The 17,240-nt window shown below is 71.1% G+C and carries 17 protein-coding genes, 1 pseudogene and 1 riboswitch; of the genes and pseudogenes, 7 read left to right on the forward strand and 11 right to left on the reverse strand.

Going from position 1 to position 17,240, the window contains the following annotated elements:
- Positions 1 to 16: 16 nt before the first annotated feature.
- The 4 genes from OG842_RS02915 to OG842_RS02930 all read right to left on the reverse strand — a co-directional run bounded on the left by OG842_RS02915 (position 17) and on the right by OG842_RS02930 (position 4,471).
- Positions 17 to 889, reverse strand: coding sequence for a DMT family transporter (locus OG842_RS02915; RefSeq protein ID WP_266727146.1), 873 nt, complete (start codon positions 887 to 889; stop codon positions 17 to 19).
- Positions 890 to 1,026: 137 nt separating this feature from the next.
- Entirely contained in the window at positions 1,027 to 1,680 is a 654-nt protein-coding gene (locus OG842_RS02920) for an HD domain-containing protein (RefSeq protein ID WP_266727148.1), read from the reverse strand.
- Positions 1,681 to 1,758: 78 nt separating this feature from the next.
- Positions 1,759 to 2,871, reverse strand: coding sequence for an NAD(+)/NADH kinase (locus tag OG842_RS02925; protein ID WP_266727150.1), 1,113 nt, complete (start codon positions 2,869 to 2,871; stop codon positions 1,759 to 1,761).
- 202 nt (positions 2,872 to 3,073) lie between these two features.
- On the reverse strand, positions 3,074 to 4,471 hold the full coding sequence (locus tag OG842_RS02930; RefSeq protein WP_266727152.1) for an APC family permease: 1,398 nt from the start codon (positions 4,469 to 4,471) through the stop codon (positions 3,074 to 3,076).
- Positions 4,472 to 4,819: 348 nt separating this feature from the next.
- On the opposite strand from OG842_RS02930, the gene OG842_RS02935 reads away from it, so the two are divergent.
- A complete protein-coding gene (locus tag OG842_RS02935) occupies positions 4,820 to 5,140 on the forward strand; it encodes a hypothetical protein (protein ID WP_266727154.1) in 321 nt (106 codons plus the stop codon).
- A 12-nt stretch (positions 5,141 to 5,152) separates the two neighbouring features.
- On the opposite strand, the gene OG842_RS02940 is transcribed toward OG842_RS02935, so the two are convergent.
- Positions 5,153 to 5,644, reverse strand: a complete 492-nt coding sequence (locus OG842_RS02940; protein WP_266727156.1) for a TetR/AcrR family transcriptional regulator — start codon at positions 5,642 to 5,644, stop codon at positions 5,153 to 5,155.
- Here OG842_RS02940 and OG842_RS02945 point away from each other — a divergent pair.
- Positions 5,634 to 5,939 (forward strand): annotated as a pseudogene (locus tag OG842_RS02945) (FAD-dependent monooxygenase); the annotation flags it as partial. The gene OG842_RS02940 and the pseudogene OG842_RS02945 overlap by 11 nt on opposite strands.
- 45 nt (positions 5,940 to 5,984) lie before the next feature.
- On the opposite strand, the gene OG842_RS02950 reads toward OG842_RS02945, so the two are convergent.
- Positions 5,985 to 6,473, reverse strand: a complete 489-nt coding sequence (locus OG842_RS02950) for a transglycosylase SLT domain-containing protein (RefSeq protein ID WP_266727158.1) — start codon at positions 6,471 to 6,473, stop codon at positions 5,985 to 5,987.
- Between the two features lie 2 nt (positions 6,474 to 6,475).
- Positions 6,476 to 6,631, reverse strand: a riboswitch (cyclic di-AMP (ydaO/yuaA leader).
- A gap of 561 nt (positions 6,632 to 7,192) precedes the next feature.
- Here OG842_RS02950 and OG842_RS02955 point away from each other — a divergent pair.
- A complete protein-coding gene (locus OG842_RS02955) occupies positions 7,193 to 8,851 on the forward strand; it encodes an ABC-F family ATP-binding cassette domain-containing protein (protein ID WP_266727160.1) in 1,659 nt (552 codons plus the stop codon).
- A 26-nt stretch (positions 8,852 to 8,877) separates the two neighbouring features.
- Here the strand turns inward: OG842_RS02955 and OG842_RS02960 are convergent, their stop codons facing one another.
- The 4 genes from OG842_RS02960 to OG842_RS02975 form a co-directional block, all read right to left on the reverse strand.
- A complete protein-coding gene (locus tag OG842_RS02960; RefSeq protein ID WP_266727162.1) occupies positions 8,878 to 9,186 on the reverse strand; it encodes a hypothetical protein in 309 nt (102 codons plus the stop codon).
- Between the two features lie 164 nt (positions 9,187 to 9,350).
- The gene (locus OG842_RS02965) at positions 9,351 to 10,025 is read right to left on the reverse strand and encodes a DUF305 domain-containing protein (protein WP_266727164.1); all 675 of its coding nucleotides are present in this window, start codon (positions 10,023 to 10,025) and stop codon (positions 9,351 to 9,353) included.
- Between the two features lie 103 nt (positions 10,026 to 10,128).
- Complete coding sequence (locus OG842_RS02970) at positions 10,129 to 10,509, reverse strand: hypothetical protein (protein WP_266727166.1); 381 nt, start codon at positions 10,507 to 10,509, stop codon at positions 10,129 to 10,131.
- A gap of 162 nt (positions 10,510 to 10,671) precedes the next feature.
- The gene (locus tag OG842_RS02975; protein WP_266727167.1) at positions 10,672 to 12,654 is read right to left on the reverse strand and encodes a heavy metal translocating P-type ATPase; all 1,983 of its coding nucleotides are present in this window, start codon (positions 12,652 to 12,654) and stop codon (positions 10,672 to 10,674) included.
- A 101-nt stretch (positions 12,655 to 12,755) separates the two neighbouring features.
- On the opposite strand from OG842_RS02975, the gene OG842_RS02980 reads away from it, so the two are divergent.
- On the forward strand, positions 12,756 to 13,160 hold the full coding sequence (locus OG842_RS02980; RefSeq protein ID WP_266727169.1) for an ArsR/SmtB family transcription factor: 405 nt from the start codon (positions 12,756 to 12,758) through the stop codon (positions 13,158 to 13,160).
- Positions 13,161 to 13,283: 123 nt separating this feature from the next.
- Here OG842_RS02980 and OG842_RS02985 read toward each other — a convergent pair whose 3' ends face one another.
- Entirely contained in the window at positions 13,284 to 14,108 is an 825-nt protein-coding gene (locus OG842_RS02985; protein ID WP_266727170.1) for an alpha/beta fold hydrolase, read from the reverse strand.
- 57 nt (positions 14,109 to 14,165) lie between these two features.
- Here OG842_RS02985 and OG842_RS02990 point away from each other — a divergent pair, with 57 nt between their 5' ends.
- The 3 genes from OG842_RS02990 (at position 14,166) to glpK (ending at position 17,186) form a co-directional block, all read left to right on the forward strand.
- Positions 14,166 to 14,639 (forward strand): MarR family winged helix-turn-helix transcriptional regulator, encoded by a 474-nt coding sequence (locus OG842_RS02990; RefSeq protein WP_266727171.1) that lies wholly within the window; start codon positions 14,166 to 14,168, stop codon positions 14,637 to 14,639.
- A 137-nt stretch (positions 14,640 to 14,776) separates the two neighbouring features.
- Positions 14,777 to 15,622, forward strand: a complete 846-nt coding sequence (locus tag OG842_RS02995) for an MIP/aquaporin family protein (RefSeq protein WP_266727173.1) — start codon at positions 14,777 to 14,779, stop codon at positions 15,620 to 15,622.
- A 46-nt stretch (positions 15,623 to 15,668) separates the two neighbouring features.
- On the forward strand, positions 15,669 to 17,186 hold the full coding sequence (glpK, locus tag OG842_RS03000) for a glycerol kinase GlpK (protein WP_266727175.1): 1,518 nt from the start codon (positions 15,669 to 15,671) through the stop codon (positions 17,184 to 17,186).
- Positions 17,187 to 17,240: the final 54 nt, after the last annotated feature.

A 17,240-nucleotide genomic window follows, 5' to 3' on the forward strand; every position in this document is an offset into this window, starting at 1 on the left:
CCCGGCGGCCCCGCGCTCACTCGGCGGCGGCGAGCCGGGGAGCGGGCTGGACGGTGACGAGTGCGATGCCCCCGCAGCACACGGCGAGGAGCAGCAGCTCGGCCGCGGAGGGAGCGGACGCGGTGCCGAGCGCCCAGTCGCCCAGTCGCACGGTGAAGGGAACGGCCAGTTGCACGGCGGCCGTGAAGACCGGCCCGCGGAGCAGGATGAGCCGGTGCTGTACGAGGTAGGCGGGTGCGTACACGGCCGCGCCCAGCACGACCGTGCCGCCGATCGCGGCGGGGGTCGGCGGGTGGGAGATCAGCGCGGGCAGCGCCATCGGGAGCAGCAGGCAGGTGGCGGCCGCGAGCAGTACGGGCAGCACGGCGAGCGGCGGCAGCCCCGAGAGCCGCTGCCGGTACAGGAACCCGTACCCGGCGAAGGCCACGGTCGCCGCCGCGACCAGCAGCAGCCCCGGCCCGTCCGCATCGCCCGCGTCCGCGCCGAGCGCCGCGTATCCGACCGCCGCCGCGCAGGCGAGTACCGCCCCCGCCGCCTTGCGCGGCCCGGACCGTTCGCCGAAGAACAACGCGCCCACGGCCACCGAGGCGCACGGCATCAGCGCGACGACGAGATTGGTGAGCGAGGTCCCGATGCGCGGGATGGCGAGGAGGGTCCCTGCCGCGTACCCGGCGAAGCCGAGCAGGCCCAGCAGCCACACGGTGCCCGGCTTGGCGGCCGCCCGGCGCAGATCGGACCTGCCCTCGGCGGTGGCCGCCGCGACGGCGGTGAGCACCAGACAGCACACCGCGGTGCGGCCCACGGCGACGATCAGCGGATCGGTCCCGGTGACCAGGGCGCCGGAGAGCAGCCACGTTCCGGCGAGCAGCAGTACGAGGACGGCCGGCATCGCTCGCCCTTTCCGTGGACGGGGGAGGAACGGGCGGCGGGCGCGGAGCCGTTCGACCCCGCACGACCACTTTCCTGCAGATGCCGACTATAGCGACGGAGTGGCCCCCACCGGGTCGTGCGGTCCGCTCACCGCCGTCACTCCGGCCAGGCCGAATCCAGGATGGTGTCCACGAAGTCGCCCCGTTCGAACCGGGGCACGTAGCGCGCCAGCACATCGGCCTTCACATTGCCGAACGTCGTCTCCGGCTTGGGTTCGATGCCTTCGGTGAAGGCCCTGAGAATGCGCCGCTTGAAGTCGGGGCGGGGGTGCAGGGCGACGATCGCCGCGCGGTCCGCCTCGCTGATGTCGTCGTACCCGATGCCCAGTACGTCGTACTCCACCCCCGCTGTCACGAGTGCGACCTCCGGCTCCATGAACGACGGGATCCCCGGCGTCGTGTGGAGCGCGATCGCCGTCCAGACGCGGCGGATGCTGTCCTCGGGCACACCGCGGCTCTGCAGGAACCGCCGTGCCTCGTCGGCGCTGTCCACCTCGAACCGGCGCCCGCTGGCACGGAACTCCTCGTTGAGGCCGAGATCGTGGAACATGGCCGCGACGTAGAGCAGTTCCGGGTCGAAGCTCAGCCCCCTGTTGTGTCCTTGGAGACCGCCGAAGAAATAGACGCGGCGGGAGTGGTGGTAGATCAGGTCGTCGGTGGTGTCCCGCACCAACTGGGTGGCGGCTGAGGTCAGTTCGGTGTCGGGAACCGTCACGGTGGTGGGGGCGGGGAGATCGGCGCTGCCGGCCATGGGAACTCCTTCGGCGTAAGGGACCTGTCGAATCGAACGTGAGCGACTTCGGCGCACGGGGCTCCCTGCGGCCCGGGTTCACGGGCGGGATCCGGGTGGTGCCTTGCGTGGCCGTCCACCGTCGGCCGCGTCCCGGTCCGCCAGGGAGAGATGGAGGTGGGCCAGGTCGTGCGGGACCGGTCCGTCGGGGCGGAAGAGCGGTGCGCTCGCCCCGTCGGCCGCCGTGGCCGGAGCGTCGGTGAGACGCAGACGGGTGCGCAGCCGCCCGTAGAAGTCGTGCGGGCCGAGCCTGATGACGCGGAGGCGGTGCGGTGACGCGTACACCCCGATCCAGTCCCCGGCGTCCAGCACGCCGCGCAGCTGGCCGTCGATGGTCACCGCGCCCTGCCCCGAGTGCGGCAGGACCCGGACGGCGATCGGTTCGTCGGCCGCGGCGATCACGGTGCGGTCGAAGGTCATGTGCGCCGCCACGGGCGTGAAGAGGACGGCGTCCATGCGTGGCGAGACCACCGGACCGCCTGCGGCAAAGCTGTAGGCGGTCGAGCCGGTGGGGGTGGCCATGATGACCGCGTCGGCCGAGTACGAGGCGAGGAGCCGTCCGCCGATGTAGACGCCGAGGCTGACCTGCCGGTCGCGGGCGAGCTTCTCCACGACGACGTCGTTGAGCGCGGTGACGTCCAGTGCCACGCCCCAGTCCTCCGCCGCGGCCTCCGCTTCGAGGTCGACGTGCGGGGGCGGCAGCATCGGGCGTCGTCCGTAGGCCATCAGGGCGTCGATGTCCTTGGGCACTTCGAGTACGCGGGAGGCCCGCATGGTCAGGGTCATGCGCTCATCGACCGCCGCCCGGCCCCGGTGGACGGCGTCGAGCGCCCGGACCACGTCCTTCGCCGGGACCTCGGTGAGGAAGCCGACGCGGCCCAGGTCGATCCCGAGGACGGCGCCGTCGTTCTTGGCGGCGATCCGGGCGCCGCGCAGGAATGTCCCGTCGCCGCCGAGCGTCACAATGAGATCGGGATTGCCCGCGACGTCGGCCTCCTCGCGCCCGCCGCGCCTGCGCCCGTCTTCGCGCCACACGTCGATGTCCGTGCAGGGGATGCCTTCGCGGGCGCACCAGTCGCGTACGACGCCCGCCGCGACGACGGCCTCGGGACGGCCCTGGTGTACGACGACTCCGACCCGTGCCACGCTCATCCCGTCCGACTCCCCGTGTTGTGACGACGGCCTGTCCTCACCCCACTGTGCGGGAGTCGGGGGTGGGTCCGCCCGTCGTCGGGCCGTCACGGCGCCCGGTCGGGCGATCCGGCCCGCGACGGCGGCCCGGACGGACACGTGCCCGGCCCGCCTGCGGATGGTCTCCGCCGCCGGGCCGGGCACGGCACGGAACAGGTCCGGGTCAGGACTGTGCGTCCTCCGGAATGCTGACCAGCCAGCGGGTCTCCTTGCGGGGCCGCAGGTAGAACGCCCAGTAGAGCGTGGCGACCGCCGTGATCCCGCCGGTCCACAGCAGGTACTCGGTCTCCTGCTGGGTCAGGATGTACGCCAGTACGGCGATCAGCAGGACCGGGATCGCGGGCCAGAGCGGCATGCGCCAGGCCGGCGCCTCGCGGTGCGCGCCGCGGCGGCAGAGCAGCGCGGCAACGGCGACCAGCAGGTACATCGCGGTGACGGAGACCCCGGTGACGCCGTACAGGGTGTCGAGGTTGACGAAGCAGAGCGCCGCGCCGGGAACGCCGACGACCAGGGTCGCAACCCACGGGGAGCCGAAGCGGCCGAGCCGGGACAGGGCGTTGTTGACCGGCCCGGGCCAGGCCTTGTCACGGGCGGAGGCGAACAGCACCCGCGAGTTCTGGATGACCATCACGATGCCCGCGTTGATGATCGCGAGGGCGACGCAGAGGCTGACGAAGGTCCCGACGGCCGAGTTGGACCAGGCGGCGACCATGGTGTTGAGGTCGCCCGAGGTCAGTGCCGCCAGGTCTGGGGCGCCCAGCGTGATGGCGATGACCGGGACGAGGATGACCGCCGTGGAGATGGCGAGGGTGGCGAGCACGGTGCGGGCCACGTTGCGCCGCGGGTTCTCCAGCTCCTCCGAGAGGTAGACGGCCGTGGAGAAGCCCTGGGTGATGAAGAGCGCGATGGCGAGCCCGGAGACCACCATCATCGCGGTGACGGTCGAACTCCCGCCGCCCGACGAGGCGACCGAGCCGTGCACCAGTGCCAAGGCACCGCGCTCGGAGTGCGCGAAGCCGAGTACGGCGACGACGGCCGCCGCGATCACTTCGAGGACCAGGAAGATGCCGGTGATCCACGCGTTGGCACGCAGGTCCAGCAGACCGGCGAGGGTGGCGAGCACCATGACGCCGGCGCCCGCGACGGAGGCCGGGATGTGCACGATGGGAGCGAGGTAGTCGGCCGTTCCCATGGCGATGACCGGGGGCACGATCATCACGACCAGCAGCGAGAGCACGAAGACGAGCCACCCGGCGAGCCGCCCCGCCATGGTCGACACCATGGCGTACTCGCCCCCGGCGCTCGGAATGAGCGTGCCCAGTTCCGAGTAGCAGAAGGCGACCGCGATACAGAGCAGCGAGCCGATGGCGATGGTGAGGGCGGTGTACGTGCCGAGGCTGGAGAACAGGTCCGGCACGACCACGAAGAGGGTCGAGGCGGGCGTCACGCAGGAGAGGGTGAGCAGTGTTCCGCCCACGACGCCGATGGAACGCTTGAGCTTCTGTGGGGTGGGGCCGGTCGCTGGTGCGAGCGCCTGGGGAGCGCTGAGCGTTTCGGTCATCGTGCGGTTCCGATCAACAGGTGCGGTGTTCGAGCGCGGGAGCGGTATCGCCTCCAGACGAGGACGTGGTGAGTGGTTTCGTCACTCCCAGCGCGACATGCAATCCTGACGTGATCCGCAGGTCAATAGGTGTTCACCTTCGGAATTCGTTGTTCCGAGGGCCCTATTCGACGATTTGGCGCTAACAACGCGTCAAAGCACGGGGATCGGGGGGTGCGGGAACCGCAGCCGGACCCGGTGGAAAGTTTCCCCCATTTCCAGCATCCGGAAGGGCGGGGCCGCCGGACCTGGGCCGAAGTGCGGGGCTCACGGGTCGCGCAACCGCTGTCGTGGTGCCAGCCTGGAGACATGGCTTGGGCGTCATGGACGACTTGCGGTGTGTTCTCGGGACGCGGTGGCGTGCTCACGGACGAGGTGGGTGTGCTGTCCGGGGACCTGACCGTTCACACGACCTGGGCGGATGACTCGGCCCAGGTCACTGTGCAGTACACCGGTGCGATCGACTGGTTCACCATGTCGGGCAGTCCGGTGCGGTGCTGTTCGGAGGAGGACAGCCGTAGCCTGCACGACGCGGTGGTGCAGGCGGTCCGGGGCGGGGAGGCGGCGACCGTTCCCGTACTGCCCCGCCGCGAACCACGGCGACAGGCGGCGGAACCCGCCCAGGAGTGACGCGGCCCGGCATCACCCCGGGGCGTCGCGGCCATGCCCCACATCGGAGCCGGAGTCACGGAGGGCCGCGGCGACCAGCCCCGAGATCTCGCCCCTCGACACTCCCCCGCCGCCCACCAGCCGGTCGAATACCAGCCCGTCCACACAGGCCAACAGCGTGAGCGTGCGGCCTTCGGCGTCGGCCACCCCCCGCGCACGCAGGAAAGCCCGCACGGCGTCACGAGCCGCGTTCTCCCGCGGCACAAGAATCTCGCGCAGCTCCGGGTGGCGCATGCTCTCGACCGCGCACGCGTAGCGGGCGAGCGACCGCTGCCGCCCCGCTCCCGTCAGCCGCCGCTCGACGAAACCGGCGAGCCCGTCCGTCAGTTCACCGGCGTCGCGCATCACCGGCGCCCGCTCGCCGGCCGCCTGGAGTTCCGCCTGGTCGTGCGCGACGAGCCGTCTGACGAGCGCGGTGAGCAGGGCCTGACGGGTGCGGAAGTACGCGGAGGTGGTGCACGCCATGACCCCGAATCTCGGCCAGGGGGCCTGCCAGGCACTGGAGGACGCGGCGACACTGGCCGCCGCGCTGTCCGGCGAAGCGACCGTCGAGTCGGCGCTCGGCCGCTACGACGCGGAGCGTCGGCCCCGCAGCCAGTCGGTCGCGCGGGCCGCGCGGCAGGCCGGCCGGATGGGCCAACAGCTGTCCCACCCGGCGGCCGTCGCGCTGCGCAACGCGGCGATGCGTCTCGCACCGTCCCGTGTCACGATCCGCACGATCCTCTGCCACGCCGACTGGACACCCCCGAGGCCGGGCTGACCTCGGGACGGAGCACCCGGCCGTGCGGCAGCGGTGTCGCGTACGTCAGTAGGCCCCGAAGACGTTGTCGATGGAGCCGTACCTGGCGGCCGCGTAGTTGCACGCCGCCGTGATGTTGGCGACCGGGTCGTAGCTGTCCATCGAGGTCCCGGGCACGTGGTAGGCCCGGAACGTCGGATCGATGATCTGGAGGAGACCCTTGGACGGCGTCCCGGCGGCGGCGTTCGAGTCCCAGTTGTTGATGGCCCGGGGGTTGCCGGACGACTCGCGCATGATGTTGCGGTGGATGCTGTTGTAGCTGCCCGGGATGTTGTGCTCGGCCATGACGGCCAGCGACTCCTTGATCCAGCCGTCCAGATCGTTGGCGTACTGCGCTGCCGGTGCGGCGACGCCGGCGGACTGCGCCGGAGCCGCCGAGGCGGTGTGGGCGCCGAGCAGCGGCAGCAGGAGAGCGGCGGCGCCCGTGCCCACGGCGATGAAACCGCGGGTCAGCGGGGTGGACTTGCGACGGCGGTACGTACCCGTTGCGGACATGGTGGATTCCTCTCCGTCGCCTGCGAGGTGAGCTGTCGGGTTCAGGCTGGAGATGCCTGGCCGCACACGAGCGCGGCTTCACCCCGAGCCGTTCCGGATTCCGGACCGGCGGCTTACCTGGGTCCCCCGCTCCTGCCGTGCATGGGTGGTCGGATGGCCGGACAGCGGCAGGATTCGGCGTTCCGTCCGGATTGACGGTGACCGTAGGCGAGAAGAGCCGAACGGGACAAGACCCCAATTTCCGAATGCAATTCACCCACAAGATCGATTAACGGGAATTTCGGTAATCCACCTCACACCGCACGACCCGCTCCCCTTGCGCGGAAAGGGAACCGATCCATGAGGCACAGCATCCCGCGGGCCGAACGTGACTCGCGCCACGAATTCACAAAAGCGGGCATTTCGCCCAGCGGCCGCCGAGGCCCGGTGACATTGCCTTTCCGCCCCCCGGTCGTTACAGTTTTGATGTCCTGTTGTCTCCGATTGAGGTGGACGTTGCGCATCTGAGGTTCGCGAACATCACGCCGTACGGCTTTGCCCGTGCGCCCGTCACGCAGTAGCAGTGCTTCGCACTGCCCGTGACCCCGCGTGGATGCGACCTCGGTGCATGAGCCGTCCCTCGATCTTCAGGACCGCCGCATCTCCCTCCGCTCCCCGGTCGCCGCGTGGTGCTCGCATACGAAGCCCCCTTCACTGCGCTTGCGAATGCGAGGAACACCATGGCGACACCCACCACCCCCCACGCCTCCCTCACCTGCTCGGCCCTGGCCTTCCGGTGGCCGGACGGCACCACCGTCTTCGACGGGCTCTCGCTCAGCATCGGCCGGGGGCGCGTCGGGCTCGTCGGCACCAACGGCGCCGGCAAGTCCACCCTGCTGCGGCTGCTCGCCGGTCAACTGCGCCCGTCCCAGGGGGCAGTGACCGTCGGCGGCAGCCTCGCCCACCTTCCGCAGAACATCACCCTCGACACCACGCTGCGGGTGGACCGGGCCCTGGGCATCGCCGAGCGGCGTGACGCGCTGCGCGCCATCGAGGCCGGGGACGTCGACGAGAAGCACTTCGAGACGATCGGCGACGACTGGGACGTCGAGGAACGGGCCCTGGCGACACTGGGGTCGCTCGGCCTCGGCGGCATCGAACTGGACCGCACCGTGGGGCAGTTGTCCGGAGGGGAGACCGTCCTGCTCCGGCTGGCCGCGCTGCTGCTGGAGCGCCCCGACGTCCTGCTCCTGGACGAGCCCACCAACAACCTCGATGTGTTCGCGCGCCGCAGGCTCTACGAAGCCGTCGACTCCTGGCGCTCGGGCGTACTGGTCGTGGTCAGCCACGACCGGGAACTGCTGGAGCGCGTCGACCGCATCGCCGAACTGCGCACCGGTTCGGTGAACTGGTACGGCGGCGGCTGGTCGGCGTACGAGGAGGCCGTGGCCGCCGAGCAGGAGGCCGCGGGGCGGATGTTGCGCGCCGCGGAGGCCGATGTGCGCCGCCAGAAGCGTGAACTGGAGGAGACACAGGTGAAGCTGGCCCGGCGCCAGAGGAACGGCCGGAAGGCGGAGGCCGAGGGCGGCCTCCCGAAGATCCTGGCAGGCCGCCGGAAGCGATCGGCACAGGAGTCGGCGGGCAGGCTTCGCGGCGTCCACGAGGAGCGTCTCGACGAGGCGCGCGAACGCCGGGAGGAGGCCGCCGACGCGATCCGCGACGACGCCGAGATCCGCGTGAGCCTCCCGCACACGGCGGTGCCCACCGGGCGCACCGTGCTGCGCCTGAACGGGCTGCGCCCGCGGTTCGGCAGGCTGCGCGAGGGCACCCTCCAGGTGAACGGGCCGGAGCGCATCGCGCTCGTCGGCCGCAACGGCGCCGGCAAGACGACGCTGCTGCGCACGCTCACCGGTGAGCTGGCCCCGTTGTCCGGCGATGCCAGGACCTTCGTACCGGTGCGGTTCCTGCCGCAGCGGCTCGATGTGCTGGACGACGGACTGAGCGTCGCGGCGAACGTGGCCCGGATGGCGCCCGGGGTCACCGACAACCACATCCGCGCCCAGCTCGCGCGCTTCCTCTTCCAGGGCAAGCGCGCGGAACAGCCGGCGGGCACACTGTCGGGCGGCGAACGCTTCCGTGCCGCCCTCGCGGCGACGATGCTCGCCGCACCGGCCCCGCAGTTGCTGATGCTGGACGAGCCGACCAACAACCTCGACATCGCCAGTGTGCGGCAGCTGACCGGTGCGCTCGACTCCTACGAGGGCGCGCTGCTGATCGCCAGTCACGACCTGGCCTTCCTCGAATCGGTCGGTGTCACCAGGTGGCTGCTGGTCGGGGAGGAGCTGCGGGAGACCGGCGCGGAGGAGGTGGCCGAACTGCTACGCGGCCCGATCGGTTGATGCCCGGGCTGTCGGCCTCGTGCGCCTCACAGCCGCCGGACGCGCAGCACGCCGGTCAGCATCGGGAGGGTGAACTCGCCGCGGGCGGTCTCGGGTCTGCTTGCGAGGAAGGCACGGATCCGGCCCAGCAAGGCCTCTCGCTCCGCTTCCGGCATGACGAGCAGCCCCGCCCGCGTCGCGACGGTCGCGACGCGGGAGTCGGCGGTGCGGTGCTGCCCGTGCGGGAACCCGGTCTGCTCCGGGGAGCCGAACCGGGCGGTGCTCGGCGTACGCGACCGCCGCCGCGCCGAACGACGAGGCGTGAAGCAACTGTTCGTCACGATCCATGCGGTCACGCTAACCGCGCTGTCGGCGGGTCGACTACCTCCTGGCCGCAAGTCCGGCAGCGGCGCCGGAGGGCCGCCGGCCGAACTGCGGTCGCTGGGACGTGCCCGTACCGGCCGGACCGGGAAAAGGGGTGCGAGCCTTCGTACGCCGGCGGCCCGCACCCCTGCCGGGGTCAGAGCCTGTCGATGATCTTGTTCATCTGCTCGATCTCGGCGGTCTGGGCCGTGACGACGGCACCGGCGAGCTTCTTCGCCTCGGCGTTGTCGCCGTTCTTCTGCTCGTCCTCGGCCATGGTGACGGCGCCCTGGTGGTGCCCGATCATGAGCTGGGCGAACTTCTTGTCGAAGTCCTTGCCCTTGGCGGCCGCCAGATCGCTCATGTCCTTGCCGGACATCATTCCGGGCATTGCCGAGCCGTCCGAGCCGTGATCCATCCCGGGCATGTCACCCATCGAGGACGAGGACGAGGGCAGCGGCTTGCCCCACGACGTCAACCAGCCCTTCATCGTGTCGATCTCGGGGTCCTGGGCCTTCTCGATCGCGGTGGCCAGCTTCTTGATCTCGGGGTCGGCGGCGCGGCCGTCGGCCAGCTTCGCCATCTCGATGGCCTGCTGGTGGTGCGGGATCATCTGCTGCGCGAACTTCGCGTCGGCATCGTTGAACTCGGCGCCGGGGGTGGCCGGTGCGGAGGCACCGGCCGAGCCGTGGTCCATGCCGGGCATGGACGAACCGTCGGACTTCGAGCCGTCGGAGGAGCCACAGGCGGTCAGTGCCAGAACGAGGGCGGCGACGGTGCCGGCGGCCGCGCGGGTGCGGCGGCGGGCGGCGGAGCAGCGGGAAGCGGACATCAGAAATTCTTTCCAGGTGGGTGCGCCACGTCCGTGGCGCGCGAATGGGGCAGGTTCGTCCAACCGGTCCGGCCTCGAAGGGCCGTGGACCGGCGGATCCCTGTCACGTCCGCGCGATGCACACCTGGAGCAGCAGCCCCCTGCCGGCCAAGGGCGGTCCCCGCCGGGCCGGTCCGCGTACGGCCGTACGGCGCCCGGCGAGTGTCTGAACCGCCACGAGCGCCAGGCCCAGCGACATCAGCAGCGGCAGCACCCGGTCACGGGCATGGGTGAATACGCACGACTCGCCGTTCATCGCGGGCATGGCGGCAGCCGCCTGAGCGGAACCGTGCCCGGCCTCCATGGCCGCGTGGCCGGCGGTCGCCTGCATGGACCCTGGCGCGGGTGCGGCCGCCGTGACGGTCACCGCGTCGTGGCAGCCCTCCGCGGCGCTCGCGGGTGCTCCGTGCATGAGGAACAGCCCGAGCAGGACGGCACGGAGCACGAGCAGCCGGGACGCTCCCGGTGTGCGTGTCCGTCCGCGATACACGGCTGCCTCGATTGCTCGCTCGTACGGGTGGTCGTACAGGTCGACGGGTCCTGCGGTGCATGCCCGACGATACCCCCACCGGGTTTCCCGTTCCGTACTGCCCCGCCTGCCCCGGGTTCAGCGTTCGCGCTCGGCGCGCGTCCAGGCGGCGTCGCGGAGCAGGCGAAGGCCGTTGAGGCCGACGATGACGGTGGAACCCTCGTGCCCGGCGACACCCAGCGGGAGCGGCAGCGTGCCGGCCAGGTCCCAGATGACGAGGCCGGTGATGAAGACGGCCGCGATCACCAGGTTCTGCACGACGAGGCGGCGGCACCGCCGCGAGAGCGCCACGGCGGTGGGGACGGTGGCGAGTTCGTCGCGGACGACGACGGCGTCGGCGGTCTCCAGGGCCAGGTCGGAGCCGGCCCTGCCCATGGCGATGCCCGTGTGGGCCGCGGCCAGGGCCGGGGCGTCGTTCACGCCGTCCCCGACCACCAGCACCTTCCGCCCGGCGCTTTCCATCGCCTTGACCGCGTGCACCTTGTCCTGCGGCAGCAGACCGGCCCGGACGTCATCGATGCCGACCTCGGCGGCCAGACGGGCGGCGGCACGAGGGTTGTCCCCGGTGACCAGCACCGGTGTGCCGCCGGTGAGTCGAGTGAGGCGGGCGACGGTGGACCGGGCGTCGGTGCGCAGCCGGTCGGCGATGCCCAGGACGCCCACGGGTGTGCCGTCGAGCACGACGAGGGCGGCGGTGCGGCCGTCCTCCTCCAGTTGTACGGCGAGTTCGGCGGCGGCCCCGGCCTCGGCCTCGCCGGTACGAACGTCCAGCAGGCGGGCCGGGCTGCCGACGGCGACCGTGCGGCCGTCGACGGTGGCGGTGACGCCGGTGCCCGGGGCGGAGGTGAAGTCCGCCACCGGCGGCAGGGCGAGACCGCGGGTCCGGGCGGCTTCGGTGACCGCGCGGGCGAGGGGGTGTTCGCTGGGATGCTCGGCGGCCGCCGCCAGCGTGAGCAGGGCGTCCTCGGTCAGGCCCGAGGACACGAGTGGACGGATGTCGGTGACGCGTGGGGTGCCTTCGGTCAGGGTGCCGGTCTTGTCGAGTGCGACGGCGTCGACCGGACCGAGACGTTCCATCACCACGGCGGACTTGATGAGCACCCCGTGCCGTCCGGCGTTGGCGATCGCGGACAGCAGCGGCGGCATCGTGGCCAGCACCACGGCGCACGGCGAGGCCACGATCATGAAGGTCATCGCCCGGAGCAGTGTCGGCTGCAGTGCCGCGCCGAAGGCCAGGGGCACGGCGAACAGGGCGATGGTGGCGGCCACCATGCCGATCGAGTACCGCTGTTCGACCTTCTCGATGAACAGCTGGGTGGGGGCCTTCGTCCCCGATGCCTCCTCGACCATGGCGACGATCCGGGCGATCACCGAATCGGACGGGTCGCGCTCCACGGTCACCCGCAGCGCCCCGGTGCCGTTCAGGGTTCCCGCGAAGACCTCGTCGCCGGGCTCCTTGGCCACTGGCAGCGGCTCACCGGTGATGGTTGCCTGGTCCACCTCGCTCGCCCCGTCGAGCACCCGGCCGTCGGCCCCGACGCGTTCGCCGGGGCGTACCAGGATCACGTCCCCGACCGTCAACTCCTCGGTGGGCACGGTCTCTTCGGCACCCGCTTCGCCGAGCCGGGTGGCCCTGGCGGGTGCCAGGTCGAGCAGTCCGCGTACCGAGTCCGCCGTCCGCGCGGTGGCGAACGCCTCCAGGGCGCCCGAGGTCGCGAAGATGACGATCAGCAGGGCGCCGTCCAGCACCTGTCCGATCGCCGCCGCGCCGAGAGCCGCGACGACCATCAGCAGGTCGACGTCGAGCGTCTTCTCCCTGAGCGCCTTCAGCCCTTCCCAGCCCGGCTCCCAGCCGCCCGTGACGTACGTCAGCGCGTACAGCGGGCCCCATGTCCACCACGGGGCACCGAGCAGTTGCAGGGGCAGCGCGACCAGGAACAGCAGCAGCGCGGCAGCGGCCCAGCGGGCCTCCGGGAGGGCCAGGATCCGGGTGCGCCGCCCAGGGCCCCCCGTTCGGACCGGGCCGGCGGGCGCGACCGGGCGGGTGAGGGTGGAAGACATGGGCGTGATCCTTCACGCGAGAGGGCGGAGTGGTTCGGCCTCCGCACCATACAGGATCACATGAACACTCATTCATGTATACATCTCCGTAGGATGAGGGCATGGGCCACGGAGTTGACGCGAAGACCGCTGCCACCGCGCGCGAGCGCCTCGACGTGGTGGGGGCCACCGAGGTGGCGTCCACCCTTCAGGCCCTCGCCACGCCGTCCCGGCTCCGCATTCTGGCGCGCCTCCAGGAGGGCCCCTGCCCCGCGACGGAGCTCGCCGACGCGGTCGGCATGGAGCAGTCCGCCTGCTCCCACCAGTTGCGGCTGCTGCGCAACCTCGGCCTGGTCACGGGCGAGCGCCGGGGCCGCTCGGTGATCTACGCGCTGTACGACAACCACGTGGCCGAACTCCTCGACCAGGCCCTCTTCCACGTCGAGCACCTGCGCCTGGGGCTGCACGACACCCCGGCGCAGGTCACCGCCGGGGCCGACGACGCGGTGGCCGCCGCCGGCCACTGAGGACGGTTGCGCCCTGCGAGGCGGGTACGACCGTTCCAAGGGGCGGGTACAGCCGTTCCCCGGGGCGCGTACAGCCGTTGCCCGGGGCGCGTACAGCCGTTGCCCGGGGCGCGTACGGCCGTTCTACGGCGCGGGAACGGCCGCCAGGAAGTCCCCGAGGATCCGGCCGAACACCTCCGGCCTCTCCATGCTCGGGTAGTGGGCGGCACCCTCGACGATCACCCCCCGCCCGTCGGCGACCGTCCGCACCAGGCGCCGGGCCATGGCGAGGTGATCCGCCGCGTCGATGGAGCCGTTGACGGCCAGGACGGGGACCGCGATCCCGGCCGCCCGCGCCCAGGTGTCGGGAACGGGCACCCTCAGATCGACCTCGCCACCGCTGTGCTTGGACAGCGTCCGGGCCACCATCTCGCGCACCCTCACCACCACGGCGCGGTCGACGTCGTCGAGCTTGCGGTGCGGGCCCGCCACGAAGAGCATGAAGGCGTCGATCCAGCCCTCGATGTCACCCGCGCCCAGGGCGCGGGCCTGCGCGGCCAGGACCCCCTGGGCCCAGGGGTCGTCGAATTCGGGCTCGCTCGTCCCCGCCCCGCCGACGACCAGCGCACGCACCAGATCCGGGTGCTCCAGCGCGGTGTCGACAGCGGTGGCCGCACCCATCGACACTCCGGCCAGGACCGCGGGCCCCGCGTCGAGGTGGCGCAGCAGGGCGGCCAGGTCGTCGGTGTGCCGGAAGGGCCTGGTCGCATTGGCCGATCCGCCGTGCCCACGGGCGTCCGGCACGATCACCCGGTGGTGGCGCGACAGCTCCGGCACCTGGTCGTCCCACATCCCGTGGTCCAGGAATCCGCCGTGCAGCAGCACCAGCAGTGGGCCCTCGCCGGTGTCCCGGTGGACGAGGCGGCCGTCCTCGGTCTCGAAGAATTTCAGCTCGGAAGCAGCACTCATGACAACCAAGGTGCCATCTCCTGGTCACATTGACAACCTAGGTGTCATGATTGCGGGATGACCGATATCGACCCGCCCCTGCCGCCCGAGGAACTGGCCCACCGGCTCACGGAGGTCTTCGCCCTGGTCGGCCCGCTCTACCGGCGTGTGCAGCGCAAGGTGGAACAGACCGCACCGATCGAGGGCCTGTCCGTCGGTGTGCGTGCCGTACTGGATCTGCTGCGCGAGAACGGCCCCATGACGGTTCCCCAAATGGGCCGGGCGCAGGCACTGAGCCGGCAGTTCGTGCAACGCATGGTCAACGACGCCGCGGCCGCGGGGCTGGTCGAGATCATCCCCAACCCCGCACACCAGCGGTCGTCGCTGGTCCGGCTGACCGCGAGCGGCCGGGCGGCGATCGACGCCGCTCTGGCCCGCGAGCAGTCGCTGCTGCGCCAGGTGGACGGGGACCTCACCGATGGCGATGTGACGGCATGCGTACGGGTGCTCGGGCGGATGCTGGAGCTCTTCGACCACGTCGACGTGGACTGAGACAGGGCGCCGTTCCCGCCCCGGGAGGGGGCGGGAACGGTGCGTATGCCACCGAGTGCGGATCCAACTGCCCCCGTCTACGCTCAGATGTGGATCTATGCCGCAAGAGGTCGTGAATCGACAGGAAGCGAGACCCCATGGAGCGGCTCAAGCGGTCGGGGCTCGCCGGGGAACTCTCCGCGGAGTTCCTCGGCACGATGATTCTCATCCTCATCGGTTGTGGTGTGGTGGCCCAGGTCGTCGCGGGCGGTGCGCTCACCGATCCGCCGGGCGGCCTCGGGAATCACGACAGCATCGCCTGGGCCTGGGGGCTCGGAGTCACACTGGGCGTCTATGTGGCGGGCCGGCTCAGCGGAGCGCATCTCAACCCCGCCGTGACCCTCTCCCTCGCCGCGTTCAAGGACTTCCCCTGGAAGAAGGTGGCGCCGTACTCGCTCGCCCAGGTCGCGGGGGCGTTCGTCGCGGCGCTGCTGGTGCGGTGGAACTACACGGAGGCGCTGGCGAGGGCGGACCCGGGGCACACGATCAAGACGCAGTTCGTGTTCTCCACGCTTCCCGCCAACGGCAACCCCGCTCTTCCGGTCCACGAATGGGGAGCGTTCCGGGACCAGGTCATCGGCACCGCGATCCTCGTACTGCTCATCTTCGCGGTCACCGATCTCCTCAACACCCCGCCGGGCTCCAATCTCGGCCCGTTCATCGTGGGCCTCATCGTGGTCGCCATCGGCATGGCGTTCGGCACCAACGCCGGATACGCCATCAACCCGGCCCGTGACCTCGGCCCCCGGCTCGCGAGCTTCCTCACCGGATACGGCGGGGCGTGGCGGGATCAGTACGGGAACTTCTACTTCTGGGTGCCGATCGTGGGCCCGCTGGTCGGCGGACCACTGGGAGCGTTCGTCTACAAGGTGTTCATCGGCCGTTTCCTCCCCACGGCGGAGGAGGAACCGGAGGGAACCATCCCCGTACCGACGGAGACGTGACGCCCGGTCCCTTCACCGAGCCCGGACTCAGGAGAGGCAGCATGCCATGGCGGACTTCATCGGCGCAGTGGACCAGGGCACCACCAGCAGCCGCTTCATGATCTTCGATCACGACGGCAACGAAGTGGCCAGACACCAGTTGGAGCACGAACAGATCCTGCCCCGCCCCGGCTGGGTGGAGCACGATCCGGTGGAGATCTGGGAGCGCACCAACTCGGTGATGCAGAACGCCCTGCGCACCGGTGGTCTCAGCGGCACGGATCTCGACGCCATCGGGATCACCAACCAGCGCGAGACGACCGTCGTCTGGGACCCCCGAACCGGCCGTCCGTACTGCAACGCCATCGTGTGGCAGGACACCCGTACCGACTCGATCGCCCAAACCCTGGAGAACGAGGGGCACGGCGAGGTCATCCGGCGCAAGTCGGGGCTTCCTCCGGCCACTTACTTCTCCGGCGGGAAGATCAAGTGGATTCTCGAGAACGTCGAGGGGGTCCGCGAGGCCGCGGAGCGTGGGCACGCGGTGTTCGGGAACACGGACTCCTGGGTGTTGTGGAATCTCACCGGCGGCCCCGACGGCGGCACCCACGCCACCGATGCGACCAATGCCAGCCGCACGATGCTGATGAACCTGGAGACGCTCGACTGGGACGACGAGCTGCTGGACATCTTCGGCATCACCCGGGCGATGCTCCCCACCATCAATCCCTCCTCCGACGCTCAGGCGTACGGCCGCACCCGCACCTCGCGTCCGCTGCGGGCCGCCGTCCCGGTCACCGGGGTGCTCGGCGACCAGCAGGCGGCCACCGTGGGGCAGGTGTGCTTCGAGCCGGGCGAGGCGAAGAACACGTACGGCACCGGCAACTTCCTGCTGCTCAACACCGGTACGAAGCCCATCCGGTCGCAGCACGGCCTGCTCACCACGGTCGCCTACCGGTTCGGGCAGAGCCCTGCGGTCTACGCCCTGGAGGGGTCGATCGCGGTCACCGGGTCCGCGGTGCAGTGGCTGCGGGACCAGATGAAGATCATCACCGATGCGGCGGAGAGCGAGCGGCTGGCCCGGTCCGTCGCGGACAACGGCGGGATGTACTTCGTGCCGGCTTTCTCGGGGCTCTTCGCCCCGTACTGGCGCTCGGACGCCCGCGGCGCCATCGTCGGTCTGGCCAGGTACAACACCAACGCCCATCTGGCGAGGGCCACTCTGGAGGCGATCTGCTACCAGAGCCGGGACGTGGTGGAGGCGATGGAGCAGGACTCCGGTGTCCATCTCGACGTGCTGAAGGTCGACGGCGGGGTCACGGCCAACGACCTGTGCATGCAGATCCAGGCCGATGTGCTCGGTGTCCCTGTCAGCCGCCCGGTGGTCGCCGAGACGACCGCGCTCGGCGCCGCCTACGCCGCCGGTCTCGCCACCGGATTCTGGCGGGACCAGGACGAGTTGCGCGAGCACTGGCAGGAGTCGAAGCGCTGGGAACCGCAGTGGAGCGAGGAGCAGCGGGCGGGGGGTTACGCGAACTGGAAACGGGCGGTGGAGCGCACCCTGGACTGGGTCAGCGTGGGATGACGGTCCGACGCACTGTGCGGGCGTGCCCGGCCGGGCGGGCCCGCACAGTGCGCC

Origin of the sequence: Streptomyces sp. NBC_00376 (assembly GCF_036077095.1) — a bacterium.
Taxonomy (GTDB): Bacteria; Actinomycetota; Actinomycetes; order Streptomycetales; family Streptomycetaceae; genus Streptomyces.

Coding starts and splice junctions, on each gene's coding strand:
- OG842_RS02915 (WP_266727146.1), bottom strand. CDS start 889: ATGCCGGCCGTCCTCGTACTGCTGCTCGCCGGAACGTGGCTGCTCTCC.
- OG842_RS02935 (WP_266727154.1), top strand. CDS start 4,820: ATGGCTTGGGCGTCATGGACGACTTGCGGTGTGTTCTCGGGACGCGGT.
- OG842_RS02930 (WP_266727152.1), bottom strand. CDS start 4,471: ATGACCGAAACGCTCAGCGCTCCCCAGGCGCTCGCACCAGCGACCGGC.
- OG842_RS02920 (WP_266727148.1), bottom strand. CDS start 1,680: ATGGCCGGCAGCGCCGATCTCCCCGCCCCCACCACCGTGACGGTTCCC.
- OG842_RS02925 (WP_266727150.1), bottom strand. CDS start 2,871: ATGAGCGTGGCACGGGTCGGAGTCGTCGTACACCAGGGCCGTCCCGAG.
- OG842_RS02995 (WP_266727173.1), top strand. CDS start 14,777: ATGGAGCGGCTCAAGCGGTCGGGGCTCGCCGGGGAACTCTCCGCGGAG.
- OG842_RS02950 (WP_266727158.1), bottom strand. CDS start 6,473: ATGTCCGCAACGGGTACGTACCGCCGTCGCAAGTCCACCCCGCTGACC.
- OG842_RS02955 (WP_266727160.1), top strand. CDS start 7,193: ATGGCGACACCCACCACCCCCCACGCCTCCCTCACCTGCTCGGCCCTG.
- OG842_RS02985 (WP_266727170.1), bottom strand. CDS start 14,108: ATGAGTGCTGCTTCCGAGCTGAAATTCTTCGAGACCGAGGACGGCCGC.
- OG842_RS02975 (WP_266727167.1), bottom strand. CDS start 12,654: ATGTCTTCCACCCTCACCCGCCCGGTCGCGCCCGCCGGCCCGGTCCGA.
- OG842_RS02965 (WP_266727164.1), bottom strand. CDS start 10,025: ATGTCCGCTTCCCGCTGCTCCGCCGCCCGCCGCCGCACCCGCGCGGCC.
- glpK (WP_266727175.1), top strand. CDS start 15,669: ATGGCGGACTTCATCGGCGCAGTGGACCAGGGCACCACCAGCAGCCGC.
- OG842_RS02940 (WP_266727156.1), bottom strand. CDS start 5,644: ATGGCGTGCACCACCTCCGCGTACTTCCGCACCCGTCAGGCCCTGCTC.
- OG842_RS02980 (WP_266727169.1), top strand. CDS start 12,756: ATGGGCCACGGAGTTGACGCGAAGACCGCTGCCACCGCGCGCGAGCGC.
- OG842_RS02990 (WP_266727171.1), top strand. CDS start 14,166: ATGACCGATATCGACCCGCCCCTGCCGCCCGAGGAACTGGCCCACCGG.